Genomic DNA, 24,078 nt, shown 5'->3' on the forward strand with positions numbered 1-24,078 from the left:
TACATGGACGTGCATCTCGAGAAACTCTGGAACACCCTGGAGAAGGTCGACGACCACGCGGTCACCGTCCGATCCTGGGGCGGGAAGCTGGCCGGCGTGCTGGCCTCGGGGGGCAGGCTGCTGGCCTGCGGCAACGGCGGCTCGGCCGCGGAGGCGCAGCATCTGACGGCCGAGCTGGTCGGCAGGTTCAGGGACGACAGGCCGCCGTACGCGGCCATCCCGCTGCACGCCGACGGCTCGTCGCTGACGGCGATCGCCAACGACTTCGGTCATGAACAGGTCTACGCCCGCCAGGTGCGGGCGCACGGCCGGGCCGGGGACGTGCTGTTGTGCCTGTCGACCAGCGGCGGGAGCCCGAACGTGCTGGCCGCGGCCAGAGCGGCGCAGCAGTGCGGGGTCCTCGCCTGGGCCATGACGGGCCCTGGTCCGAACCCGCTGGCCGACCTGTGCGACGACGCGGTCGCCGTGCCGGCCGCGGAGACGGCCACCGTTCAGGAGGTGCATCTCGCCATGATCCACCTCCTGTGCGACGCGATCGAGGAGGCGTTGTGACGGCGCCGCCGGCACCGGGACCCCTGGTCGTCATCGGCGACACGCTGCTCGACGTGGACGTCGAGGGCGACGCGGAACGGCTCTGCCCGGACGCGCCCGTCCCGGTGGTGGACGCCGGCCCCGAGCGGGCCCGCCCCGGCGGGGCCGGGCTCGCGGCGCTGCTGGCCGCCAGGGACGGCGCGGACGTGGTGCTGATCACGGCGATCGGCGACGACCCCGACGGCCGCCGCCTGTACGGGCTGCTGTCGCAGGAGCTGGACCTGGTACGGCTGCCGCTGCGTGGCGGCACCGTGCGCAAGACCAGGATCAGGTCCAGGGGCCAGACGCTGGTCCGGCTGGACGCCGGTGACGGCATCGCCAGGTACGCCCCCAGCCAGGAGGCGGCCGAGGCGATCGGCAGGGCCGGCGCGGTGCTGGTCTCCGACTACGGCAGGGGTGTGGCCAGGATGGCCCGCGACCTGCTGGGCGAGGTGGACGTACCGGTGGTGTGGGACCCGCATCCCCGTGGCGAGCGGCCGATACCCGGCTGCGCGCTGCTGACGCCGAGCGAGGCGGAGGCGCGGCTGCTGTGTCCGTCCGGCTACCACGGCCCCGACCAGGCGGCCCGGCGTCTGGTACGTGAGCTGCGGGCCAGGGCGGTGGCCGTCACGACGGGAAGACGGGGGGCCGCCCTCGCCGTCGAGGGCGGCCCGCTCACCCGGGTGCCGCCACCGGTGCAGGCCGGCGGCCAGGACGCGTGCGGCGCGGGTGACCGGCTGGACGGCGCCGCGGCGCTGGCGCTGCGTGCGGGCGCCGACGTCCAGGACGCGGTCACGATCGCCGTCGGCGAGGCCTCGCGCTTCGTCGAGCGCGGGGGCGCGGCCACCGTCCAGGTGCGGGAGCAGCGGCTCGGGGACCGGCCGCGTACGGCGATCGAGGTCGCGAGCCTGACCCGCGCGAACGGCGGCCGGCTGATCGCCACGGGCGGCTGCTTCGACCTGCTGCACGCGGGCCATGTGAGCCTGCTGCGGCGGGCCAGGGCGCTGGGCGACGCGCTCGTCGTCTGCGTCAACTCCGACGGCTCGGTGCGCAGGCTGAAGGGCTCGTCCAGGCCCATCGTGAACCTGCGCGACCGGGTCGAGGTGCTCAGGGCACTGAGCTGCGTGGACGCGGTGCTGGTGTTCGAGGAGGACACCCCGGCGGGCGCCATCGAGGCGCTGCGTCCCGACGTGTGGGTCAAGGGCGGCGACTACGAGGGGGAAGTGCTGCCCGAATCCGGGGTCCTCGGCAGGCTCGGCGCGGAGATCGTCGTGCTGAGCATGCTGCCGGGGCGTTCGACAACGAATCTGATCAGGGAGATCCAGTGAACATCTTGATCACAGGGGGAGCCTCCGGGCTGGGCCTGGCCACCGCGGAAGCCGTGGAGAAGGAGGGCTGGCGGGCGCTCGTCGTCGACGTGCGCGAACCGGACCAGCGCTTCGAACACGTCACCGCGGACCTGGCCGACCGGGGCGAGGCCGAGCGGGCGGTACGCGAGCTGGCCGAGCGGGCCGGCGGCCTGGACGGCGTGGTGACGGCCGCGGGCATCGACGCCTGCGGGCGGCTGGAGGACGTGTCCGCCGACGACTGGGAGCGGGTGATCCGGGTGAACCTGCTCGGCACGGCCGCGGTCGTGCGGGCGGCGCTGCCGTACCTGAAGCACACCCGCGGCAGGGTCGTCACCTGCGCGTCGACACTGGGGCTGCGGCCGCTGAGCGACGCGTCGGCGTACTCGGCGTCGAAGTTCGGCGTCGTCGGCTTCACCAGGGGGCTGGCGATCGAGCTGCGCGGGGAGGTGGGGGTGACGCTGCTCATCCCGGGCGGCATGCGGACGGGGTTCTTCGACGGCCGGCCCGATCAATACAAACCGGGCCCTGAAGCGGGACTGAACGATCCGGCTCACGTCGCGCAGACCGTGGTGTTCGCGCTGCGGCAGCCGGCTGGATGCGAGGTGAGAGAGCTCGTCGTCTGCCCGTCCACGGAGACGTCATGGCCCTAGACCTTCTCGTGCTGCGCGGGCTCGGCCTGGGCGACCTGCTCACGGCCGTGCCCGCCCTGCGGGCACTGCGGCAGGCGTTCCCCAGGCATCGGATCACGGTGGCGGCGCCGCGCGCGCTGCACGCCCTGCTGCCGCTGACCGGGGCGGTGGACGACCAGGTGGACGTGTCGGGCCCGGGGCCCGTGCCGTTCGAGCGGCCGGACATCGCGGTCAACCTGCACGGCCGGGGGCCGCAGAGCATCGAGGCCCTGCGGCGCACCGATCCCGGCCGGCTGATCAGCTTCGGCACCGGCCCGCCCTGGCAGGACGGGGTGCACGAGGTGCGGCGCTGGTGCGGCCTGCTGGAGTGGCACGGCATCCCGGCCGACCCCGGTGACCTGACGCTCGGCGTCTCCGACAGGACGGGGCCGGCGATCGTGCATCCGGGCGCCGCCTTTCCCGCGCGGCGCTGGCCGCCCGAGCGGTTCGCCGAGGTGGCCGCCGCGCTGGACGACGTCGTGGTCACCGGGACCGCTGACGAGGTGCCGCTGGCCAGGCGGGTCGCCGAGCTGGCCGGGCTGCCGTCCGGGCGGATGCTGGCCGGGCGTACCGCCATGGCCGACCTGATCGATCTGGTCAGCCGCTCGAAGCTCGTGGTCTGCGGCGACACCGGGGTCGCCCACCTGGCGACGGCGTTCTGCGTGCCGTCGGTGGTGCTGTTCGGGCCGGTCTCCCCCGCGTTGTGGGGGCCGCCGCCCGGCTGGCGTCATGTGGCGCTGTGGGCCGGGCGGAACGGGGATCCGCACGGGGAACGGCCGGACCCGGGCCTGCTGAAGATCGAGGTTTCCGAAGTCGTGGACGCTGCCTTGGAGGTCACGTCATGAGGGCTCTGGTCACTGGGGGCGCCGGGTTCCTCGGCTCGTACCTGTGCGAACGGCTGCTGGCGGAGGGGGCGGAGGTGGTCTGCATGGACAGCTTCCTGACCGGCGGGCCGCGCAACGTCGAGCACCTGATCGACCGTCCGGAGTTCCGGCTCATCGAGTGCGACCTCACGGGGTTCGTGCACGTGCCGGACCGGCTGGATCTCGTGCTGCACTTCGCCTCGGCCGCATCGCCGGCCGACTACCTGCGCTATCCGGTCGAGACCCTGCGGGTGGGCAGCGTCGGCACGCTGCACGCGCTGGGGCTGGCCAGGGAGAAGGGCGCCAGGTTCGTGCTGGCTTCGACGAGCGAGGTGTACGGCGACCCGCTGGAGCACCCGCAGCGGGAGTCGTACTGGGGGAATGTGAACCCGGTCGGCCCGCGCAGCGTCTACGACGAGGCCAAGCGCTTCGCCGAGTCGCTGACCACCGCCTACCGTCAGTCGCGCGGCACCGACACCGGGATCGTGCGCATCTTCAACACCTATGGGCCGCGGATGCGGCCGTTCGACGGCCGGGCGATCCCGACGTTCATCAGGCAGGCGCTCCTGGGCGAGCCGATCACCATCACCGGCGACGGCTCGCAGACGCGCTCGATCTGCTACGTCGACGACACCGTGTCGGGCATCCTGGCGATGGCGCGCAGCGACTTCGCCGGGCCCGTCAACATCGGCAATCCGGCCGAGCTCACCATGCTGGAGCTGGCCACGATGATCCGCGACCTGGCCGGGTCCGGCTCGGAGATCGAGTTCATCGACCGGCCGGCCGACGACCCGAAGGTCAGGCGGCCGGACACGTCGCTGGCCGCGCAACGGCTCGGGTGGGAGGCCACCGTCCCGGCCGCCGAAGGGCTGGCCAGGACGATCGAGTGGTTCACCGCGGAGCTGGCGACGGCCGACCCGTTCGAGGAGCTGCAGGTCTGAACGCGTGCGACCGGCGCCGCCCGGCGCCGGTCGCAGGTCGTCAGCGGTCGTTTCCGGCGCGCAGCCAGGCGAGGTAGTCGGCCACGGCGCGTTCGGTGTCGTAGGCGGGCTCGTAGCCGGTGTCCGCGCGCAGCCGGGTGATGTCGAGGCACACGTCCTGCGCGGCGGGGTCGCGGCCTTCGGGGAGGCCGGCCCGCGCGCCGGGGACGGCCTTCCTGATCGCGGCGATCACCTCGCTGTTGGGCGTCACCCGCCCGGAGGCGACGTTGTAGACGCGGTGCCGGAGCGTGCCCGCCAGCTGCAGCAGGGCGATGGCCCGGCCGCAGTCCTTGACGTAGCACAGGTCGGTCCCGTTGCCCGCGTGCGCGCCGCCGCGCAGCGTGGACAGGTCGGGGACGGTGCCGCGGGCCGCCGCGTGGACGAGCTGGGGCGCGGCGAAGAACGGGGACGGCGCGTGGCCGAGCGGGCCCCAGATGGCGGCGATGCGGTAGGTGACCGCGTCCATTCCCGTCGTACGTGCCAGGTGGCCGGCCATCAGCTCGCCGATCTTCTTGAAGGCCGGGATCGGGTGGCCGGAGGTCATCGGCAGCGGCACGTCCTCACGCAGCGGCCCGTCCGCCTCGGCCCCGGCGTAGACGCCGATCGTGCTCGCGAGGCCGAGCCGGGAGACCTGCCACTCCTGGGCGGCCTGGAACACGTTGAGCAGGCTCGCGACGGCCTTGCGCGCGCCCTCGACCGGCTCGTTCGCCCCGGGCGGCCACGGCATGGACCCGGCGAGGTGGACGATGCCGGTGATCCGGTGACGCTGGCCGATCTCCAGCAGTGCCGCCTGGTCGGTGAGGTCCGCCTGCTCGACGAAGACGCGCTTGCCCGCCTCGTCCGCGAACGCGCCGGGCACGTCCGCGGTGCGGCGCTGTACGAGCACGCAGGATTCGCCCAGGTCGAGCAGCGCCCGGGTGGTGTGGGTGCCGATGAAGCCCAGCCCACCGGTGATCAGAATCATTGTGCGCCATCCATCAGTTGACTAAATCATCAGTGCTACTGATAATCAGGCTAGCGGCGGAGGTTCGCCGTTGTCCAGCCTTCAGAAGCGGTAGTGCAGCACCACGTTGCCCTTCCTGGACCAGGACGCACTCGGCGCCGCCAGCCGGGTGAACAGGCGCAGGGCCGGCGGGAAGTCCGCGACCTCCGGCTCCCGCGTGCAAAGGATCTCCTTGACCAGCTTGATCTTGGAGTTCCAGCGCTCGGGCGTCCGGGGGTCGTCGAACCCGGGGAACCTGGTCAGGCCCGCGATGGACGTGGCCCCGGCGAAGCGCTTCTGCGCCCATACGGCGAACCTGCTGTAGCCGTTGAAGGCGATCTCTCCGGAGGGGAAGTGGGCGACGAGGCGGTTCACCAGGGAGACCATCTCCTCCTCGCTCAGGAACGCGATCAGCCCGTCGGCGACGATCACCGCCGGGCGGTCGGCGGGCAGGGCGTCCAGCCACGCCGGATCGGTCAGGTCGGCGCCGACGCCGTGCGGGTTCGCGCGATCCGGCAGCGCCATCCTGCGCGCCTCGACGACCTCGGGGAAGTCGACGTCGTACCAGTCGGCGGCGGGCGGAGGGGCGATGCGCAGCGCCCGGCTGTCCAGCCCGGCCCCGAGGTCCACGCCGATCGCGCCGGGGTGGCGGACGAAGAACCGCGCGGCCACCTCGTCCAGCTTCTTCGCCCGGTGCGCGATGTTGAGCGCGGCGCTCGGGATGATGTGCAGCGCCTGGTAGTCGTAGCCAGTCCTGCGGACGATCTCGTCGGCCGTCTCGTCGCCGAGGATGCGGTGGGAGGAGCGGTTGTCGAGCGCCCGGCCGCACAGCGTGAGCCAGAGGCTGGCCTGCAGCGGGGTGAAGGCCGGAAGGGTGAGCGCCATGGTCATTCTTGCCTTTCATGGGATTCGCCGTGAGTGGCCGTCCAGGCGGCCTTCGCGGCCTGGAGGACGGTGTCGTCGGCGTATATGCCGTGGGTGTAGAGCTCGAGCGTCGGCAGGGCCATCCGATGGAGCACCTCGGGGCCGAAGCGGTCGTGACCGAGCGCGCGCGCCAGGGGCGCCGCCATGGTCAGCATGGCCAGGCTGGTCAGCACGGTGAACACCGCCAGCGCCCGCACGTCCGAGGACGGGTGCAGCGAGCCGTCGGCGATCCCCGCGCGCAGGACCTCCTCCGACTCGTCCACCATCGTGCCGACGAACGTGGCGGCGGCTGGGGTGTCCTCCTCGATCGCGCGGGCCATGTACTGCACCTGGAGGCGGTATTCCTCCGGGTTCGACAGGTAGTCGCGCAGCACGTCCTGCATCCCGGCGGGGCGGGCGTCGTCGCGGGCCCGCTGGACGAGGATCCGCAGGACGTGGTCGTCGCAGACGGCGCGCAGCTTCTCCTTGCTGCCGAAGTGATGGATGACCAGGCCGGCGCTCACGCCCGCGGTGGCGGCGACGGCCCGCAGGTTCGTCTTCTGGAAGCCGTCGCGGGCGAAGTGGGCGATCGCGGCGTCGCGGATCTTGGCCTGGGCGGTCAGATCCGACCGTGCTGAACACATGTTTAGTATATTAAACACGTGTTCAGCCAGACGCAAGCGCCCCGGACATGACCGAGGCCCCGCACCGGCGGACGGTGCGGGGCCTCGGTGAAGCCGTGGTGCTGCCGGCGCTTAGAGAGCCACGCCGAGCAGGGCGTCGGCCAGGTCTCTGACCAGGGCGGGGGCGGACGGGTCTGGGCCACCGTGGTCGAGCGCCTCCTGCGTCCAGGCGTCGATCGCGGCCAGCGCGCCCGGTGTGTCGAGGTCATCGGCCATGCGCCGGCGCACCGTCGCCAGCACCTCCTCGGCGCGCGGCCCCGAGGCCAGCGCGGTGGCCGAGCGCCAGCGCGCGAGCCTGCGCTCGGCCTCGGCGATCAGCTCCGGGACGTACTCCCAGTCGGCGCGGTAGTGGTGGGCCAGCAGGACGAGCCGGACCGCCATCGGGTCGTGCGCCACCCGCAGCCGGGAGACGAAGATCAGGTTGCCCTTGGACTTGGACATCTTCTCGCCGTCGAGCGCGACCATCCCGGCGTGCGTGTAGAACTTGGCGAACGGCCACTCGCCGGTGGCGGCGTGGCCCTCGGAGGCGCCGCACTCGTGGTGCGGGAAGATCAGGTCCGAGCCGCCGCCGGCCACGTCGTAGCCCGGGCCCAGATTCTCGAGGGCGATCGCGGTGCACTCGATGTGCCAGCCGGGGCGTCCCCTGCCCAGGCTCGACTCCCAGGCCGGCTCGCCGGGCCGCTCGGCCCGCCACAGCAGCCAGTCGAGCGGGCGGCGCTTGCCCGGCCGCTCGGGATCGCCCCCGCGCTCGGCGAACAGGGCCACCATCTGATCCTCGTCGTAGCCGGACACCTGGCCGAACTTGGGGGCGTCGGCGACGCTGAAGTAGACGTCGCCGTCGACGTCGTAGGTGACGCCCTTGGCCGCCAGTTTGGTGATCAGGTCCGCCACCCGGCCGACGACCTCGGTGACCCCGACGTACTCGCGGGGCGGCATGATCCGCAGCGCCTCCATGTCGCCCCGGAACAGCTCGATCTCCCGCTCGGCCAGGTCCTGCCAGTCGACGCCGGTCTGCGCGGCCCGCTCCAGCAGGGGATCGTCCACGTCGGTGGCGTTCTGCGTGTAGTGCACCTGGTGGCCGGCGTCGCGCCACATGCGGCCGACGAGGTCGAAGGCGTGGTAAGTGTTGGCGTGGCCGAGATGGGTGGCGTCGTAGGGCGTGATGCCGCAGACGTACATCCTGGCGGTCGGCCCGGGCTCGGTCTGCCGCACCTGCTTGGCCGACGTGTCGTAGAGACTCAGCGGAATGCTCTCACCTGGGAGCTGGGGAACGTTCTGGGCAGACCACGATCTCATGTCTTCGAGCCTATCCGTCCCGGTCGGCGGTCAGGTCGGTGAACTCGTACGTCACGCCCTCGGGCGTGAGCGCCACCTCCATCACCGACAGGGAGGCGAAGACCCGGCCGTCGGGCAGGTCGTGCCGGATGATGAGCGCGCCCGGGTCGGCGGACGGCTCCGCCTTGATCAGCTCCCCCCACTCGGCCGTGCCCTCGAACCTGGGCAGGTACGCCACGACGCGCTCGCTCACCGGGTCCAGGCCCGAGTTGACGACCATGCTGGTGCCGTCGGGCAGGCCGGAGGTCGCGAGCCGCAGGCCGTCCCAGCTGAACAGGCGGACCCTGGACAGGTCGGCGAGCACCAGATGGAAGGGGTCGTAACGGGTCAGGTCGGCGTCGGGCATCTCCCCCGTGTACGCCGCCCGCAGCGCCAGGTCGCCCCTGGAGATCTTCGTCGTCTCCTCCGCGGGCCTGCCATAGCCGTTGAGCAGCGCCGCGGCGCGCCGGGCGGCCGGGTGGACGGCCAGCCACGTGCCGCCGGCCTTGAGGTCACGCCCGCCGAGCACTCCCGGGTATTCCGGCCAGTACTCCCCCGGGCCCTCCCAGGGGCGGTCGGCGTACTCGTCTCTCACGCCCATGAGGGTCAGCGGCTGTCCGGTTCTCACGATCAGCGTGCACATGGGGCAAAGGGTAGTAAATGGGCTTTGCCCGCAGTGCGGCGGATGCCCCGTTCAGATGGGCGTGCTCAGATGGGCGTGCTCAGATGGGCGTGCTCAGATGGACGTGCTCAGATGGACGGGCTCAGATGGGCGGCCAGGGTATGGCGGGCCAGCCTTCGGACGGGTAGGGGTGCACCCCGGTGTCCAGCAGCTTGCGCACCCGGTGCCAGGTGGCCTCCACCTCGGCCAGCGTGAGCAGCTCGCGCAGCCTGCGCCCCAGCGAGCCGGACTCGATGTCGCGCTCCAGCTTGGCCAGCACCGCCACGGCCTCGCGGGCGAGCGGCTTGCCGCGCCACTGCCACAGGACCGTGCGCAGTTTGTCCTCGGCGGAGAAGCAGACGCCGTGATCGACCCCGTAGACGTGGCCGGTGGGCAGCGGGAGCAGGTGACCGCCCTTGCGGTCGGCGTTGTTGACCACCGCGTCGAACACCGCCATCCGGCGAACGACCGGGTTGCGGCTCTTGACCAGCCGCATGAGGTCGATCTCGCGTTCGGTGTCGATCCAGAGCTGGCACATGCCGGGCCCGAAAGGGCCGTCGCGGTAGACCGTCGGCGGCACGATGCGCCAGCCGGTGGCCTGCGAGACCTCGAACGCGGCCACCTCCCTGGCGGCGAGGGTGCCGTCGGGGAAGTCCCACAGCGGCCGCTCGCCCCGCACGGGCTTGTAGACGCAGGCGGCCGACTTGGCGCCCAGCTTGACCGAGCAGTAGAGCGTCATGTTGGTGGCCTCGACCAGACGCCCGGCCACCTCCAGGCGGCCGTCGCGCAGCAGCGCCAGCGCATCCTCGTCGTGCGCGGCCGGCGGATGGGAGGGCTTGATGGCCGGTTCGCTCTCCGGAGCGGTCATGAAGCCGCCTCACCCCCGCGATAGCCGTTGAGTCGCACACAGACATGTCCGGCGGCGTCGAGCGGCTGCCCGCACAGGGGGCACGGCGGCCGGCCCGCCGCGACGATCTGGAGGGCCCGCTGGGTGAAGGCGCGGGCGGCTCCCGCGCTGATCCGCACGCGCAGCACCGCGGGGTCGGGACCGTCGAGATCGTCTTCGTCGACGACCTCCTGTGCTTCGATCACCACCTGGGCGTTGTCGGAGTCCCAGGAAAGCGCCATCGTGCCCACCCGGAAGTCCTCCGCGAGGGGCGCGTCGAGAGGTGCGTCGTCGGCCAGGTCCGCCGGAGCCAGCGCGGGCACCTGCGCGGTGCCCCCACTGAGGCGCAGCACCTCGTCGAGCAGCTCGTCGAGCCTGCCCGCGAGCGCGGCCACCTGCAACTTCTCCAGCGCCACCGTGGTCAGTCTGCCCTCGGCCCTGGCCTGCAGATAGAAGACCCGCGCGCCCGGCTGCCCCATGGCACCGGCGACGAATCTCTCTGGTGGGTCGTAGTCGAAGACCGGCATAGCCTGACCTTACGTGGTTCCGGGTCCACCGCCGACGGCGGCATCGCTCCCGGTGATGTTTTCTCCCCCGTCTTTCTCCTCCGAATCCTCAGGAAGCCTCAATTCCCCCATATCGTTGACCCTGAGAACAAAGGGGCGCAAGGGGGCATAGCGAATGACGGTGAGAGCCGCCGGATCAGCAGTTATCCGCTGAAAGTGATCGAGATGGAGGCCCAGAGCGTCCGCGACGATCGCCTTGATCACGTCGCCGTGGCTGCACGCCAGGTAGACACCCTTCTCCCCAAGGCGTTGATTCCACTCCCGGACCGCCGCGACGGCCCGGCGTTGCATTTCGGCCAGCGGCTCCCCTTCCGGAAATGTCACAGCACTCGGGTGCGCCTGAACGACCTGCCACAGCGGCTCCTTCGCGAGCTCCTTCAGCGGCCTGCCGGTCCACTCCCCGTAGCCGCACTCGATGAACCGGTCGTCCGTCCTGACGTCCATTCCGCGCCCTTCCGCGACCGCCTGCGCCGTTTCCTGGCAGCGTTCGAGCGGGCTTGAGACGATGGCGTCGAGCCGGACGCCGGCGACGCGCCCGGCGAGCGCGGCGGCCTGCGCCCTGCCCGCCTCGCTCAGATGGACACCGGGCATCCGGCCGGCGAGGACCGGCCCGGTGAGGTCCGTCAGCCCGTGGCGGGCCAGAAGCAGCGTGGTCACCCAGCAAGTGTCGCAGGCGTAGATCACAGCGTTTCATCGGCCTGGACGGTAACCTGGCGGGATCATGGAGCAGCGCTATGTCGGCCACAGCGGCCTGTCGGTGTCCCGGCTGGGGCTCGGCACGATGACCTGGGGGCGTGACACCGACACGGACGAGGCGGCCGCCCAGCTCCGCACGTTCCTGGACGCGGGCGGAAATCTCGTCGACACGGCCGACGTCTACACCGGCGGCGACTCCGAGCGGCTCCTGGGGCGCATGCTGCGCGACTCCGTGCCGCGCTCGGAGCTGGTGATCTCGACCAAGGCCGTGGTGACGCCGGCCGGCCGCCGGCCGCGCGACGCCTCCAGGCGCCACCTGATCGCCGCGGTCGACGACTCGCTCAACCGGCTCGGGCTCGACTACGTCGACCTGTGGCAGCTCCACACGTACGACGCCGAGGTGCCGCTGGAGGAGACCCTGGCCGCGCTCGACGCGATCGTCTCCTCCGGCCGGGCCGTCTACGCGGGTGTCTGCGACTACACCGGCTGGCAGCTCGCCGCCGCCACGGTCACCCAGAAGATGGTCCCCGGCCGCATCCCGATCACCTCGGCCCAGGTCGAATACTCGCTGCTGGCCCGCGAGCCCGAACGCGAGCTGCTGCCCGCCGCCGCCCAGCTGGGCGTCGGCGTGCTGGCCTGGTCGCCGCTGGGCAGAGGGGTGCTGACCGGGAAATACCGCACCGGCATCCCGGCCGACTCGCGCGCCGCCACCCCGCATTTCGCCGATTTCGTCCGCCCCTACCTCGACGAACGCAGCCGCCGGGTGGTGGAGTCCGTCATGACCGCCGCCGACGGTCTCGGCGTGTCCCCGCTCGCGGTCGCCCTATCCTGGGTACGCGACCAGCCGGGTGTGGCCTCGGCCATCGTCGGAGCCCGTACACACGCTCAGCTCACCGGGGCCCTGCCGGCCGAGGACGTGGTCCTGCCCATAGAGATCCGAGAGGCCCTCGATGACGTGTCGTCACTCGACTGACCGCGAACAAGAGACCCTCTCGCGTATCACTAGTCGATACCGAATCGCAACTTTACCCGGCAAAAGCCTGCGTCTGACGCCCGATGTCCATAAAGATTTTCCCCGGAAGCGACGCAGGAGGGGACGGATGGGGAGCAGGACCGCGATCTCGGCTGGAGTCCTCGCGGTGGCGCTGGCGGCCGTCCCGGTGGCCGCGCCGGCCGCTTCGGCGGCCTCACAGGACTGCACACGCGACGGCGGCCTGCTCTCGGGGGTGACCAACACGCTGTGCGACGTCGTGAACGCGGTCACCGGCACGGTCGACAGCATCACGGGCGGGGCGACCGACCCGGTGACGGAAGGCGTGGAGAAGACCACCGACGAAGTGCTGGGCAGGGTCGGAGAGGCCGTGCCGACGACGAAGGCCACGCCGGGCAAGACCACCGCCAAGCCCTCGGCCTCCCCCACGCCCACGTCCACCAAGACGGGCCTGGTCCCCGAGACGCTGGGCTCGGTGTGCCTGCCGGTGCTGGACTGCAGGGATCCCGCGGACGTCGGCTCGATGACGCCGCAGCCGACCCCCACGGCGTCGGACGGCCCCGCGCAGCCGCCGCGCGAGTGGGGCGACGAGTCCTGGGCGGGCCAGACGAAGGCGCCCACGCCGCCGGAGAGCCGGCCGCAGTCGGTCGACAGCGGGCGGCCGGTCACCGAGGGCGAGCGGGCCGACACCGACGAGCCGCGGGTGGATCTGCTGTGGCCCAACCCGTTCGCGCACGAGCTGGCGGTGCCGATGCAGGATCAGCGGGTGGTGCGGCCGAGCCCGCCCGCCTCCGACGTGCTGGGGACCGCGCTGACCATCGCGCTGCTGGGCTCGGCGGTGCTGGCGACGCGCATCGTGCAGCAGCGGCGCCACCGTACGGAGACCCCCGAGTCGATCCCGTTCGAGCCGGCGCGGGCCGGGAACGGACGCCACCGGCTGGCCTGACGGCCACCGGCCGTTGCGGGTCCATTGCTTGACGACCGGCCCGTTGCGGGCCGGTCGCCTGGGCCACCGGCCGCCTTGCGGGCGGCCGGTGAGTGCGGCGGGTCAGCCGCCGATGGCGTGGACGCCGCCGTCCACGTGGACGATCTCGCCGGTCGTGGCGGGGAACCAGTCTGACATCAGGGCCACGCACGCGCGCGCGGCCGGGACGGTGTCGGACAGGTCCCAGCCCAGCGGCGCCTTCTCCGGCCAGCTCTCCTCGAACTCCTTGAAGCCCGGGATCGACTTGGCGGCCATCGTGCGCAGCGGCCCGGCCGCCACCAGGTTGACCCTGATGTTGTGCTTGCCGAGGTCACGGGCCAGGTAGCGGTTGCACGACTCCAGGCCGGCCTTGGCCACGCCCATCCAGTCGTAGACCGGCCACGCCTTGGAGGCGTCGAAGTCGAGGCCCACGACCGCGCCGCCCTCCTTCATCAGGGGCAGGCAGGCCACGGCGAGGGACTTGTAGGAGAAGGTGGAGACCTGCAGGGCGGTCGCGACGTCCTCCCACGAGGTGTTGAGGAAGTTGCCGCCCAGCGCCGTCTGCGGGGCGAAGCCGATCGAGTGGACCACCCCGTCGAGGCCGTCCACGTGCTCGCCGACGCGGGCGGCCAGCGAGTCGAGGTGCTCGTTGTTCTGGACGTCGAGCTCCAGCACCGGCACCGGCTCGGGCAGCCGCTTGGCGATCCGCTCGACCAGGCTCAGCCTGCCGAACCCGGTGAGCACGACCGTCGCGCCCTCCTGCTGCGCCAGCTTGGCCACCGAGAACGCGATCGAGGCGTCGGTGAGCACGCCGGTCACGAGGATCCGCTTGCCTTCGAGAATTCCCACGTCAGTGCCCCATTCCTAGTCCGCCGTCGACCGGGATCACGGCTCCGGTGATGTAAGAGGCGTCGTCTCCGGCCAGGAAGCGTACGACGCGTGCGATCTCTTCGGGGGCCGCCTGCCGCCCGAGAGGGATGTTGCCGATGATCGCCTGCTGGTCGAGGTCGGCCGTCATGTCGGTGGCGACGAAGCCGGGCGAGACCACGTTGACCGTGATGTTGCGGGAGCCGTATTCGCGGGCCAGGGAGCGCGCGAAGCCCACCAGGCCGGCCTTGGAGGCGGCGTAGTTGGCCTGGCCCGCCTGGCCGGACAGGCCGACGACGGAGGAGATGAGGATGATCCGGCCGCGCTTGAGCTTCATCATGGGCCTGATGGCCCGCTTGGCGACGCGGTAGGCGCCGGTCAGGTTGGCGTCGATGACGTCGGTGAAGGTCTCTTCCTTCATCATCGCCAGCAGCGTGTCCTTGGTGATGCCCGCGTTGGAGACCACGACCTCGACCGGGCCGTGCTCGGCCTCGGCCTTGTCGAACGCGGCCTCGACGTCGGCCATGCTGGTGACGTCGCAGCGCACGCCGAACAGGCCCTCGGGCGGCTCCCCCGATCGGTAGGTGACCGCGACGGCGTCGCCTGCCGCGGCGAGTTCACGGGCGATCGCGAGGCCTATGCCGCGATTGCCCCCGGTGACGAGTACAGAGCGTGCCATGGCACCTGACGCTATCTCCTACCCGCCGGTATCGGCTTGTCCGGGTGGCACAAGATCACAGGGTTAGGATCGTGGACATGCGCCAGATCGATCCCGATTTCCTGGAGCTGCCGCTGCGGCAGCTAGCGGACGCCGCCCTGCAACGAGCTCGCGACCTCGGCGCCGAGCACGCCGACTTCCGGCTGGAGCGCGTCAGAGCCGAGACGCTCAGCCTCTACGACACCCGGCTCGAAGGCGCCATGGACGCCGACGACCTGGGCTACGCCGTACGCGTCGTCAAGGGCGGCACGTGGGGGTTCGCGGCCGGCATCCATCTGACCCCGGAGGCGGCCGCCGTCGTGGCCGAGCAGGCGGTGCGGGTGGCGGAGGTGAGCGCTCCCGTCAACAGGGAGCCCATCGAGCTGGCCCCCGAGCCGGTGCACGCCGACGTCGTGTGGGTCTCGGCGTACGACGTGGACCCGTTCGACGTGCCGTCGGCGGAGAAGGTCGCCCTGCTGGCGGAGTGGTCGGCCGGGCTGATGAAGGGCGCCGACCACGTCTCGGCGCGGCTGCTGCAGGTCAAGGAGCAGAAGTTCTACGCCGACACGGCCGGCACGCTCACCACGCAGCAGCGGGTGCGGGTCTTCCCCAGGCTCAACGCGATGAAGGCGCACGCGGGCGGGTTCGACGACATGTCGACCGTCGCGCCGCCGGTGGGCCGGGGCTACGAATACCTGACGGGCACCGGCTGGGACTGGCAGGGCGAGCTGGCCAGGCTGCCCGAGCTGCTGGCGGAGAAGCTGGCGGCGCCGTCGGTCGAGGCGGGCGACTACGACCTGGTGATCGACCCGTCCAACCTGTGGCTGACGATCCACGAGTCCATCGGCCACGCGACCGAGCTGGACCGGGCGCTCGGCTACGAGGCGGCGTACGCGGGCACCAGCTTCGCCACGTTCGACCAGCTCGGCGAGCTCGTCTACGGCTCGCCGCTGATGAACGTCACCGGCGACAGGACCGTCACGCACGGTCTGTCCACGGTCGGTTACGACGACGAGGGCGTGCAGGGGCAGAGCTTCGACATCGTCAAGGACGGCATCCTGGTGGGCTACCAGCTGGACCGCCGGATGGCGCTGATGAAGGGGTTCGGGCGCTCCAACGGGTGCGCTTTCGCCGACTCGCCCGGGCACATGCCGATCCAGCGCATGGCGAACGTGTCGCTGGCGCCCGCGTCGGGCGGTCCCTCGACCGAGGAGCTCATCTCGGGCGTCGAGCGGGGCCTCTACATCGTCGGCGACAAGAGCTGGTCGATCGACATGCAGCGCTACAACTTCCAGTTCACCGGGCAGCGGGCGTACAAGATCTCGCACGGGAAGCTGGCCGGGCAGGTCAGGGACTTCGCCTACCAGGCGACGACGACGGACTTCTGGCAGTCGATGGAGGCGGTCGGCGGGCCGGAGACGTACGTGCTCGGCGGCGCCTTCAACTGCGGCAAGGGCCAGCCGGGACAGGTCGCGCCGGTCAGCCACGGCTGTCCGTCCGCGCTGTTCAAGGGTGTGCGGATCCTCAACACGGTGCAGGAGGGCGGGAAGTGAGCGAGCGCGGATTCTCGGGGGGCCAGGCGGGCTCGCCGGTGCAGGCCTCTCCTCAGGAGATGGTGGAGAGGGCGCTGGAGCTCTCTCGCAACGACGGCTGCGTGGTGCTCGTGGACGAGGGGTCCACGGCCAACCTGCGCTTCGCCGGCAACACGCTGACCACCAACGGCGTCGCCAGGTCCGCGCGGCTGACCGTGATCTCGATCGCGGGGCAGGGCGTGGGGGTGGTGTCGCGGGCCGCCGTACGCGCCGACCAGCTCGCCGGCGTGGTGGCGGCGGCCGACGCGGCGGCGCGGGACGCGCAGCCCGCGGAGGACGCCGGGCCGCTCGTCGAGGGCACGCCCGCGTCGCCGCACTGGGACGCTCCCGTGCAGCCGACCGACATCGAGGTGTTCCAGACGTTCGCGCCCGCGCTCGGCGACGCGTTCGCCGCCGCGGAGGCGGGCGGCAGGAGGCTGTACGGGTTCGCCGAGCACTCCGTGAACTCGACGTTCCTCGGCACGTCCGCCGGCCTGCGGCTGCGCCACGACCAGCCGACCGGGCGGCTGGAGCTCAACGCCAAGTCCGCCGACCTGAAGCGCTCGGCGTGGACGGGCGTGTCCACGCAGGACTTCACCGACGTCGACGTGGCCGCGCTCGGCTCCTCGCTGGCGCAGCGGCTGGAGTGGGCCAAGAACCGGGTGGACCTGCCCGCGGGGCGCTACGAGACGCTGCTGCCGCCGAGCGCGGTGGCCGACCTGATGATCTACCTGTACTGGTCGGCGGGGGCCAGGGACGCGCTCGACGGGCGTTCGGTGTTCGCCAAGCCCGGCGGGGGCACGCGCGTGGGCGAGCAGCTCGCCACGCTGCCCGTAACGCTGTCGAGCGATCCGGGGGCGGCGGGCATCGCGTGCCCGCCGTTCGTGGCGGCGCACGCCTCCAGCAGGGAGAGCTCGGTCTTCGACAACGGGCTGCCGCTGGGGCCGACCGACTGGATCAAGGACGGGCGGCTGGAGGCGCTGATGCAGACCCGCTACTCGGCGGGGCTGAGCGGGCTGCCGGTGACGCCCGGCATCGACAACCTGATCATGACCGGGGCCGAGGGCGGGCGCTCGCTGGAGGAGATGATCGCCTCGACGCGGCGCGGCCTGCTCGTCACCTGCCTGTGGTACATCCGCGAGGTCGATCCGCAGACGCTGCTGGTGACCGGGCTGACCAGGGACGGCGTCTACCTGGTCGAGCACGGTGAGGTCGTGGGCGAGGTGAACAACTTCCGGTTCAACGAGAGCCCGGTGGACCTGCTGGGGCGGGTGAGCGAGGTGGGGGCGAGCGAGCGGACGCTGCCGCGGGAGTGGAACGACTACTTCCAGCGGACCGTGATGCCGCCGTTGCGGGTGCCCGACTTCAACATGTCCACGGTCAGCCAGGCCAGCTGACCCGCACGCCCGCCCTTTGCGGCGGGACCCGTCCTCCCCACGAGAGGGCCGCCCTCCTGGTGAGAGGCTCTGAGCCTCAGCGGGAGGGCGGGCGTGGGCGTCAGCCGGAGGCGCCACAGGAGGGCGGGCGTGGGGTCAGCGGGGGCCCAGGAGGGCGCCGAGGGCGTGGCTGAGGGCGCCGCCGAGCGTTTTGACGCAGGCGTCGTAGCCTTCTGGCGGGCCGCCGTACGGGTCATACACCTCAAGGGCCCGGCGGCGCTCGCGGCGCTCCGCCGCCGACTCGACGATCGCGCGCGCCCGCTCCGCCGTGTCGGACCGGTAGCGCCGGTGTCCCGCGCCCGCCGCGAGCCCGGCGAACTCCGGCAGCGTGAACGTCTTGCGCGCCGCCTCAGGATCGAGCCCGATCGCGACGGCCGCGTGCCCTGCCTCCATCGTCAGCAGCAGGTTCGCCGACCTGACAAGCCCGAGGTCGAGCGGTCTGGCCCGGTGCGCCCTGCCGTCGAGGCCCAGCTTGCCCAGGGCGCTGATCGCGTGCGGCGCCATCGGATGACCGGTCATCGCGCGAACGCCCGCGCTTTCCGTCGCCACGGGAAAAGCGGCGGAGCGGAGCATGGCCTTGGCGATCACCTCGGCCATGGCGGAACGGCAGATGTTCGCCGTGCACACCAGCAGAATGCGGAACTCACCGCTCACATCGGCCAATCTAGCCGCTTCCATCCGATCGGGAGAGAGGGATTTCGGGAACGCGGCCCGGCGTGGGGAGGGTGACGAGCTTGACGGTGCTCGCCTCCAGATGGAGGCGGCCAGCCGGTGACGCCAGGCCGTGACACCAGCCCGCCACCGGCTGGTGACACTCGGTTGGTGCCACCCGGGGCGGAGGCACCCGGGGCGGAGGCACCCGGGGCGGAGGCGGCCGGGCGGAGGCGGCCGGGCGGAGGCGGCCGGGCGGAGGCGGCCGGGCGGAGGCGGCCGGGCGGAGGCGGCCGGGCCGCCGTGACAACCGGGCGGCGACAGCGGCGGTTGGCGGCCAGTTGGACGACGGCCGGTCGGTGGTGGCGGCCGGTTGGACGAGTGGGAGCTTGGTCGCTGTGGGCGGCTACACGGCACCGTGGTCGCCGTGCGGGCCATCAGGTCGCTGGTCCGCGTCAGGCCTTCTGGGTGCCGCTGGGGGCGCTGTGGTCCGTTCTGGGGGCTCGTTCCGGGGTTCGCGGTGGGCGCGTACCGAGGATTGGCGTAGGGGGCGTTCCGGGGCGCGCGCCGGGGCGGGACCCGCGCCCGGCGGCGCGGCCGGGGTATGGCGCCGGATGCCCCGCGGTGTGCCCGCCGGGCGCTCGCCTTTCCGCCGCGCCCCCGAGAGCGGAGGCTCAGCCGTCTTCCAGGCGGAAGCCCACCTTCATGCCGACCTGGAAGTGCGCGACCTCGCCCGCGTCGATGTGCCCGCGAACCTCCGTGACCTCGAACCAGTCGAGGTGGCGGAGGGTCTGTGAAGCCCTCCTGATGCCGTTGCGGATGGCCTCGTCCACGCTCTCGCTGGAAGTGCCGACGATTTCGGTGACCCGGTACGTGCGATCCGTCATCTCCACATCCTCCTTACTCGAAGGCCATGATCGCATGACCCCCGTCCCCGTCCGGGGCTGCCGTCGCAACCGGCCTGTCGGAGGTCTACCGTGGGAGATATGAAGGGGTGGCGCAAGAAATCGGACGTCCACCAGGTCACGGATGCCAAGCCGTCGCTGACGGCCGACATCCGTAAGCGCGAGATCAGCTACCTCATCAAGATGGGGATCCGCACGATCTGCCTGATCCTGGCTGTCGTGGTGCCGGTGCCGTGGCCGTACCGGTTGCTGTTCATCGCTGCGGCCGTATTTTTGCCGTACATAGCGGTAATCGGGGCCAATGAGAGGGGCAACGCACCCCCGCCCCCTACCTTTCAGACCCCTGAAGCTAACCAAACCGAGATACCGCTGCATCGACGCGAGATCGGGTCGTGACTAAGTCTTGACGCATCCCACGGGTTGTAGGTGTACGCTTTAGGCAAGCGCTCCGGTCCCCCGTCGGAGTGCTGGTGCCGGCGTTCCGGGCCCCCGTCGGAACGCCGATGAAGCGACGCCGGGTGGTTTGCCCCCGTAACCACCCGGCGTCGCCCTTTTCCCGGCGATCCTTTGATCACTCCTGGCATGCCGGATCAGTCCGATAGGGCTGCTTTCCCGAAATCGTTTACATCCCCTCCCGCCTCGTTATTCACAGGAAATCTTCAGGCGGGAGGTTGTTGACTTCAAGAGTTCGTTCGAGTGTCAGCTGTCGGTCAGTGTCTCTGGCTTCGCTTCATTCCAGTTTTTCGCCAGTGTGACCAGTTTGGCGACGGCGTCGTCGGGCGCGGTGCCCGCTCCCTGAGCCAGCCCGAGCAGGTACGCCGTGAGCGGCGCGGCCGGTCTGGCGACCCCGTGGGCGACCTCCTTGGTCAGGTCGAGTATCAGGTCGCGGTCCACGCGCGCCGGGTCGATGCCCAGCTCTTCGCAGGCCAGGGCGGTCCATTCGTTGAGCACGTTCATGCGAGCCTCCTCCAGGTCGTCCATTGTGTCGCAGTCGAACCACGGGCGTCCCGGCAGCGCCAGGCGCGCGCCGGTGAGCGGGGCGAGCAGGCCCTTGAGCGAACGGCCCTCGTACGCCGCCAGGGCCGCCTTCAGCTCGGCGGCCCGCCACGCGCTCGCCAGCCACTGCTCACGACCGCCGTCGTCCACCAGCACCACCCCGCCGGTGGTGCGTGCGGCGGCCGCCAGCAGGTCCGCCACATGTGCCGCCGTCACGAACGGCAGGTCGCCGGCGAGCAGCACCACCCAGGGGGCGGTGACCTTTTCCAGTCCGGCGGTGAGCGCCGGCACGGGGCCGCTCCTCGGGGGGTCCTCGCGGGCGAACAGGACGCCGGGGATCGGGCGTTCGGGGCCGACCAGGATCGTCGTGCGGGCGGCTGAGACGGCTGCGACCACGTTCTCGACGAGGGATCTGGCTCCTACGGCGAGGCCGGGCTTGTCCGTCCCGCCCAGCCGCCGTGCCTCTCCCCCGGCCAGGATCACCGCATCGAAGATCGCTACTCCTCCCGCCGCTCTGTTCGGGGCATCTTCCACGGCTTCGCCCATGCGTCCGTCGCAGGTCCCGCCCGTGCGCTCGTCCAAGGCGTCGTCCCAGGTTCCGCCCGGGTGTTCGTGCGGGACGTCGTCCCAGGTTCCGCCCGGGAGTTTGTCCGAGGTTCCGCTTGAGGATTCGTCGGGGCGTTCGTCGGAGTGACGGCCCGCCACTTCGACGGGCGCAGGCCTTTCCGCGGGCGGCTCGGCCGGATCGCGGGACTCCCACCCCGCAGGTGGCCCCGGCAGGGTGGCGGGTGCCTCTTCCGCAGGCGGCTCGGCCGGGGCGCCGGGCGCGATCCTCCCCGCAGGGCGCTGGGCCGGGGCGCCGGGCGCGGGCCTTTCCGCAAGGCGGTGCGACGGGTCGCCTGGGGTGGGCTTGCCGGTGGGTGGGGCGGCCGGGTCGTCAGGCACTGTGCCTCCTTGGGGTGGCCTGACCTGGTCGTCGCGCAGGCACTTGCCCGTGGACGAGCCCGAAAGACGCTCCGGTCCGCTCCGCGTGCCGAGCAGGCCAGGGGGTGGTGCGGCGTCTTCTGGGGCGGGCGCCTTGGCGGGCATGCCGCTGCCGGTGTTCGTCAGCCGCCGATGGCGGACATGGGCCTGGAGGGCTGGAGGAAGGATGGGTCGTCGATCCCGTGGCCTGCGCGCTTGCGGGACACGGCGACCAGCCAGCGCTCGGCCAGCTCCTCGTCGGAGGCGCCCGCGCGCATCGGCGTCTTCAGGTCGGACTCCTCCGTGGCGAACAGGCAGTTGCGCACCTGCCCGTCGGCGGTGAGCCTGACCCGGTCGCAGGCTCCGCAGAACGGGCGCGTCACCGAGCCGATCACACCGACCCGGCCGGGGCCCCCGTCCACGAGGAACCGTTCGGCCGGTGCGCTGCCCCGGTCTTCCAGGTCGTCGGCCGTGAGATCGAACGTGGTGGACAGCAGGCCGAGGATCTCGTCGGCGGTGACCATGCCCTCCCGGCTCCAGCCGTGCTGGGCGTCGAGCGGCATCTGCTCGATGAAGCGCAGCTCGTAGCCCTGGTCGAGGCACCAGCGCAGCAGCGGCACGGCCTCGTGGTCGTTGATCCCGCGCATCAGGACCGCGTTCACCTTGACGGGGCGCAGGCCCGCGCCGTCGGCGGCGGCGAGCCCGGCGATCACGTCAGCGTGCCTGTCGCGGTGTGCGAGCTGCTTGAACGTGGCGGGGTCGAGGGTGTCGAGCGAGACGTTCACCCGGTCGAGGCCGGCGGCGGCCAGCGAGTCGGCCAGGCGGGCCAGGCCGATGCCGTTGGTGGTCAGCGAGACCTGTGGCCTGGGGGTCAGCGCGGTGGTGCGGGTGACGATGTCGACCAGCTCGCGCCTGAGCAGGGGCTCGCCACCGGTGTAACGCACCTCTTGAATGCCGAGCTGCTCGACGCCGATCGTCACCAAGCGGACGATCTCGTCGGCGGTGAGGAGCTGCGCGTTGGGCAGCCAGTCGAGCCCTTCCGGGGGCATGCAGTATGTACAGCGCAGATTGCACTTGTCCGTGAGGGACACCCGCAGATCCGTCGCCACCCGTCCGAACGAGTCTCGCAACATGGGGCGTCACCTCCTGTTCGTTCGCCAAAGAGCCAGACTACGACGCCTGTCCGGCGACGCTCAAAATCGCCCTTCTTGGCACGACAACACATCGATCTGTTGATCGATTCCGTACAGGGCTCTCACCTGCGAGGGAGCCTCTCCGGGGAGTTGGCCGTCCTCGGCCATGCGGGGCTTGAGCGGGAACGCGAACGGGCCATGATTGTCGTCAGGGAGCCGGGGTGGGCGGAGTCCTTGCCGTCCGGTGGTCTGATGTGGGTGGGAGGTGAGCCTCGGCTTCTTGCAGCGGTGCTGTTGCCGTGCGTTGGTCGCCGGTTGGTCGGTCCTGCGGACAGCGTATGCCGGTGGAGCTCCTGGCTGGTGAGGTTGCCGGGTTCGGCCGTAGACGCGGGCGGGTTCTGGTCATGAGGTTACGCGTGGGCGATGAGGGCGTAGCGTTCGTCGTCCACCCGGTGGCCCCAGAGGTCGGGGTCGTCGCTGAGTGGGTGGATGCGCAGGTCGGTGACCAGCGGCCGCACTGCCGCGGCGAGGGTCTCGGCGGTGACGCCGCCGTTCCAGGGCAGCGCGTCGGCCCCGGGCACGTAGGGGTGGCCGGCCTGGTCTGCTTCCCGCCAGCGGCCCTCGATCAGGACCAGCCGGCCTGAGGGGCGGAGCAGGGTGATCCACTGTCTCAGCGCCGCCGCCGGATCGGGGAGCGTCCAGATGAGGTGCCGGGACAGGAGCAGGTCGAATCGCTCCTCGCCGATGGGTGGGCAGACCGCGTCCCCGACCAGGAAGCGTCCGGTGAGCCCGGTGGCCGCCAGCTTGGCCTCGGCCTGCTCGATCATGCGCGGGGCCAGGTCCACCCCGGTCACCCGGTGGCCGGCGGCGGCGAGCAACGCCGACAGGGAACCGGTGCCGCAGCCGACGTCGAGGATGTCCGCCGGATCGGCCGGCGCCCACGCGCGCAGGCGGCGATCCCACGCGGCGCGCGTGCGGTCGTTGCGCAGGCCGTGGTCGGGCTCCGCGTCGAATGCGGTGGCGGCGGCGTCCCAGTAGCCGGTGATGGCGGAGGTGAGCTGGTCGGTCATGGTGGCGATCCTTCCAGCGGCCACCGACAGTTTCTGGCGAGTGACGCCTTCGGGCCAGCAACGGCTTCGGGCGGCGGTCCGGGTGGGGCGGCGGTGGGGCTCCTCGTAGGCGGTTGGGGCGTCTTCGGCGGTGGAGGGCGAGGTGGCTTCCGGCATCCCTGGGGAGGGGGGACGGCAGCGGTTGAAGGGCGGCGGCGGTGGAGGGGCGGCGGTTCTTGGATGGTTTTCGGCGAGCTTGCTGCGGGGTCTCGGGCGGTTTCGTGTTCTGGGGTGGCCGTTGGTGAAGGGTGTGCGGTCAGGGGGTGGTCGCGTACCAGGTTTCGCGGGCCTGGAGGAGCTCGGCCAGGTGTTTGCGGGACCATTCGCAGCCGGCGTTCATCGGCTCGATCAGGCTGCGGCCGAGGTCGGTCAGTTCGTACTCGACGCGTGGCGGGATCTCCTGGTACGCGGTGCGCGTGAGGAGGCCGTCGCGTTCCATGGCGCGCAGGGACTCGGTGAGCACCTTCGGGGTGATGCCGCGCAGCGGGGCCTGGAGCTCGGTGAAGCGTCGCGGGCCCGGCTCCAGGCAACGGATGATCTTCGCCGTCCACTTGTCGCCGACGCGGATCGGGGCGAGGTGGGGCGGGCAGCCGGTGAACATGTCCGGATCGAGTGGGTCGGCCATGCTGAACATCGTAGGTGCCGGACATAGTCGGACATCGTGGGTAACGGAC

General features: G+C 71.6%; 26 protein-coding genes. 10 read left to right on the forward strand and 16 right to left on the reverse strand.

Features of this window, described 5'->3' with window-relative positions; genetic code table 11:
- The first annotated feature begins 3 nt into the window (after window positions 1-3).
- Genes ABEA43_RS21600 through ABEA43_RS21620 form a run of 5 tightly spaced genes read left to right on the forward strand, consistent with a single transcriptional unit; the run spans window position 4 to window position 4,391 of the window.
- A complete protein-coding gene (locus ABEA43_RS21600; RefSeq protein WP_345564256.1) occupies window positions 4-552 on the forward strand; it encodes a D-sedoheptulose-7-phosphate isomerase in 549 nt (182 codons plus the stop codon).
- Window positions 549-1,898 (forward strand): PfkB family carbohydrate kinase, encoded by a 1,350-nt coding sequence (locus tag ABEA43_RS21605; protein WP_345564259.1) that lies wholly within the window; start codon window positions 549-551, stop codon window positions 1,896-1,898. The genes ABEA43_RS21600 and ABEA43_RS21605 overlap by 4 nt, the downstream gene beginning before the upstream one ends.
- A complete protein-coding gene (locus ABEA43_RS21610) occupies window positions 1,895-2,569 on the forward strand; it encodes an SDR family oxidoreductase (protein ID WP_345564261.1) in 675 nt (224 codons plus the stop codon). Before ABEA43_RS21605 ends, ABEA43_RS21610 begins: the two co-directional genes overlap by 4 nt.
- Window positions 2,560-3,432 carry a glycosyltransferase family 9 protein gene (locus tag ABEA43_RS21615; protein WP_345564263.1) on the forward strand — a complete coding sequence of 291 codons (873 nt, stop codon included), beginning with the start codon at window positions 2,560-2,562 and terminating at the stop codon, window positions 3,430-3,432. The genes ABEA43_RS21610 and ABEA43_RS21615 overlap by 10 nt, the downstream gene beginning before the upstream one ends.
- Window positions 3,429-4,391, forward strand: coding sequence for a UDP-glucuronic acid decarboxylase family protein (locus ABEA43_RS21620; RefSeq protein WP_345564265.1), 963 nt, complete (start codon window positions 3,429-3,431; stop codon window positions 4,389-4,391). Before ABEA43_RS21615 ends, ABEA43_RS21620 begins: the two co-directional genes overlap by 4 nt.
- 40 nt (window positions 4,392-4,431) lie before the next feature.
- Here the strand turns inward: ABEA43_RS21620 and ABEA43_RS21625 are convergent, their stop codons facing one another.
- The 8 genes from ABEA43_RS21625 to ABEA43_RS21660 all read right to left on the reverse strand — a co-directional run bounded on the left by ABEA43_RS21625 (window position 4,432) and on the right by ABEA43_RS21660 (window position 11,082).
- Window positions 4,432-5,394, reverse strand: coding sequence for an NAD-dependent epimerase/dehydratase family protein (locus tag ABEA43_RS21625; protein ID WP_345564266.1), 963 nt, complete (start codon window positions 5,392-5,394; stop codon window positions 4,432-4,434).
- An 81-nt stretch (window positions 5,395-5,475) separates the two neighbouring features.
- On the reverse strand, window positions 5,476-6,297 hold the full coding sequence (locus tag ABEA43_RS21630; RefSeq protein ID WP_345564267.1) for a class I SAM-dependent methyltransferase: 822 nt from the start codon (window positions 6,295-6,297) through the stop codon (window positions 5,476-5,478).
- 2 nt (window positions 6,298-6,299) lie between these two features.
- Window positions 6,300-6,959: a TetR/AcrR family transcriptional regulator gene (locus ABEA43_RS21635; protein ID WP_345564269.1), complete on the reverse strand. Its 660-nt coding sequence runs from the start codon at window positions 6,957-6,959 to the stop codon at window positions 6,300-6,302.
- Window positions 6,960-7,070: 111 nt separating this feature from the next.
- Window positions 7,071-8,294: a cysteine--1-D-myo-inosityl 2-amino-2-deoxy-alpha-D-glucopyranoside ligase gene (gene mshC / locus ABEA43_RS21640; RefSeq protein WP_345564270.1), complete on the reverse strand. Its 1,224-nt coding sequence runs from the start codon at window positions 8,292-8,294 to the stop codon at window positions 7,071-7,073.
- A gap of 10 nt (window positions 8,295-8,304) precedes the next feature.
- Window positions 8,305-8,955, reverse strand: coding sequence for an NRDE family protein (locus ABEA43_RS21645; RefSeq protein WP_345564273.1), 651 nt, complete (start codon window positions 8,953-8,955; stop codon window positions 8,305-8,307).
- 121 nt (window positions 8,956-9,076) lie between these two features.
- Window positions 9,077-9,841: an SCO1664 family protein gene (locus ABEA43_RS21650; protein WP_345564274.1), complete on the reverse strand. Its 765-nt coding sequence runs from the start codon at window positions 9,839-9,841 to the stop codon at window positions 9,077-9,079.
- Window positions 9,838-10,386, reverse strand: coding sequence for a DUF3090 domain-containing protein (locus ABEA43_RS21655; RefSeq protein WP_345564275.1), 549 nt, complete (start codon window positions 10,384-10,386; stop codon window positions 9,838-9,840). The genes ABEA43_RS21650 and ABEA43_RS21655 overlap by 4 nt, the downstream gene beginning before the upstream one ends.
- Window positions 10,387-10,395: 9 nt before the next feature.
- Window positions 10,396-11,082 carry an MSMEG_4193 family putative phosphomutase gene (locus ABEA43_RS21660; protein ID WP_345564277.1) on the reverse strand — a complete coding sequence of 229 codons (687 nt, stop codon included), beginning with the start codon at window positions 11,080-11,082 and terminating at the stop codon, window positions 10,396-10,398.
- Window positions 11,083-11,146: 64 nt separating this feature from the next.
- Here ABEA43_RS21660 and ABEA43_RS21665 point away from each other — a divergent pair, with 64 nt between their 5' ends.
- Complete coding sequence (locus ABEA43_RS21665) at window positions 11,147-12,094, forward strand: aldo/keto reductase (RefSeq protein ID WP_345564278.1); 948 nt, start codon at window positions 11,147-11,149, stop codon at window positions 12,092-12,094.
- A 127-nt stretch (window positions 12,095-12,221) separates the two neighbouring features.
- Window positions 12,222-13,058 (forward strand): hypothetical protein, encoded by an 837-nt coding sequence (locus ABEA43_RS21670; RefSeq protein ID WP_345564280.1) that lies wholly within the window; start codon window positions 12,222-12,224, stop codon window positions 13,056-13,058.
- 102 nt (window positions 13,059-13,160) lie between these two features.
- Here the strand turns inward: ABEA43_RS21670 and fabI are convergent, their stop codons facing one another.
- Entirely contained in the window at window positions 13,161-13,925 is a 765-nt protein-coding gene (gene fabI, locus ABEA43_RS21675; protein WP_345564282.1) for an enoyl-ACP reductase FabI, read from the reverse strand.
- A 1-nt stretch (window position 13,926) separates the two neighbouring features.
- Window positions 13,927-14,622, reverse strand: a complete 696-nt coding sequence (gene fabG / locus ABEA43_RS21680) for a 3-oxoacyl-ACP reductase FabG (RefSeq protein WP_345564283.1) — start codon at window positions 14,620-14,622, stop codon at window positions 13,927-13,929.
- A gap of 77 nt (window positions 14,623-14,699) precedes the next feature.
- Between fabG and ABEA43_RS21685 the strand changes: the two genes are divergently transcribed.
- The gene (locus tag ABEA43_RS21685) at window positions 14,700-16,193 is read left to right on the forward strand and encodes a TldD/PmbA family protein (RefSeq protein ID WP_345564285.1); all 1,494 of its coding nucleotides are present in this window, start codon (window positions 14,700-14,702) and stop codon (window positions 16,191-16,193) included.
- A gap of 59 nt (window positions 16,194-16,252) precedes the next feature.
- Complete coding sequence (locus ABEA43_RS21690) at window positions 16,253-17,608, forward strand: metallopeptidase TldD-related protein (protein ID WP_345564351.1); 1,356 nt, start codon at window positions 16,253-16,255, stop codon at window positions 17,606-17,608.
- A gap of 135 nt (window positions 17,609-17,743) precedes the next feature.
- On the opposite strand, the gene ABEA43_RS21695 is transcribed toward ABEA43_RS21690, so the two are convergent.
- Both ABEA43_RS21695 and ABEA43_RS21700 read right to left on the reverse strand, forming a co-directional pair.
- Window positions 17,744-18,301 (reverse strand): arsenate reductase/protein-tyrosine-phosphatase family protein, encoded by a 558-nt coding sequence (locus ABEA43_RS21695; RefSeq protein ID WP_345564287.1) that lies wholly within the window; start codon window positions 18,299-18,301, stop codon window positions 17,744-17,746.
- Between the two features lie 671 nt (window positions 18,302-18,972).
- Window positions 18,973-19,185 (reverse strand): dodecin, encoded by a 213-nt coding sequence (locus ABEA43_RS21700; protein ID WP_345564289.1) that lies wholly within the window; start codon window positions 19,183-19,185, stop codon window positions 18,973-18,975.
- A gap of 99 nt (window positions 19,186-19,284) precedes the next feature.
- Between ABEA43_RS21700 and ABEA43_RS21705 the strand changes: the two genes are divergently transcribed.
- Window positions 19,285-19,599: a DUF3099 domain-containing protein gene (locus ABEA43_RS21705; RefSeq protein ID WP_345564291.1), complete on the forward strand. Its 315-nt coding sequence runs from the start codon at window positions 19,285-19,287 to the stop codon at window positions 19,597-19,599.
- Between the two features lie 303 nt (window positions 19,600-19,902).
- On the opposite strand, the gene ABEA43_RS21710 is transcribed toward ABEA43_RS21705, so the two are convergent.
- The 4 genes from ABEA43_RS21710 to ABEA43_RS21725 form a co-directional block, all read right to left on the reverse strand.
- Window positions 19,903-21,144 (reverse strand): NTP transferase domain-containing protein, encoded by a 1,242-nt coding sequence (locus ABEA43_RS21710; RefSeq protein ID WP_345564293.1) that lies wholly within the window; start codon window positions 21,142-21,144, stop codon window positions 19,903-19,905.
- A 161-nt stretch (window positions 21,145-21,305) separates the two neighbouring features.
- On the reverse strand, window positions 21,306-22,295 hold the full coding sequence (gene moaA / locus ABEA43_RS21715; RefSeq protein ID WP_345564295.1) for a GTP 3',8-cyclase MoaA: 990 nt from the start codon (window positions 22,293-22,295) through the stop codon (window positions 21,306-21,308).
- 410 nt (window positions 22,296-22,705) lie between these two features.
- Window positions 22,706-23,365: a class I SAM-dependent methyltransferase gene (locus tag ABEA43_RS21720; RefSeq protein WP_345564297.1), complete on the reverse strand. Its 660-nt coding sequence runs from the start codon at window positions 23,363-23,365 to the stop codon at window positions 22,706-22,708.
- Between the two features lie 295 nt (window positions 23,366-23,660).
- Window positions 23,661-24,029, reverse strand: a complete 369-nt coding sequence (locus tag ABEA43_RS21725; RefSeq protein ID WP_345564299.1) for a winged helix-turn-helix transcriptional regulator — start codon at window positions 24,027-24,029, stop codon at window positions 23,661-23,663.
- Window positions 24,030-24,078 lie beyond the last annotated feature (49 nt).

It is taken from the genome of Nonomuraea rosea (genome assembly GCF_039539705.1).
Classification (GTDB): domain Bacteria; phylum Actinomycetota; class Actinomycetes; order Streptosporangiales; family Streptosporangiaceae; genus Nonomuraea; species Nonomuraea rosea.